Source organism: Candidatus Symbiothrix dinenymphae, from assembly GCF_001431085.1.
In genome coordinates, this window is the sequence record NZ_BBRU01000504.1 from 1 (window position 1) to 394 (window position 394).

Here is a 394-nt window from a genome sequence, read left to right on the forward strand (position 1 = left end):
AATCAGGGAGAGATAGACGAGTATTGAATATATTTTATTTAGCATCTTACTTTAATTTTAGCGAAAATATAAATACAAAAATCATTAGTCGTATATCCAATCACTATAATCAATTTTTAATACAGCTAATGAATAAATAAGAATGCAATTTATAAGAAATAAAATTACCGTATCACGATGCACTTTCTTCTTCCATATCACAACTGCTGAGAGGATAAGCCCGACAGGAAGAACAATAAGCAAGTTCATCATATATGAGAATTTTGATATTTCCAAATAAACATTTACACCTAAATCTTTAGGATCTCCAAATAGCGAAGCTACTTTACATAGACCATATAAGGCACTCAATCGTATAACAAAACTGTAATATATTCCCGACAAAATCAGGGAG

1 protein-coding gene is annotated in these 394 nt (G+C 29.9%); it reads right to left on the reverse strand.

Features of this window, described 5'->3' with window-relative positions; genetic code table 11:
- Window positions 1-84: 84 nt before the first annotated feature.
- A partial coding sequence (locus tag ASC50_RS07530; protein WP_226995415.1) for a hypothetical protein occupies window positions 85-394 on the reverse strand: 310 nt, incomplete at its 5' end.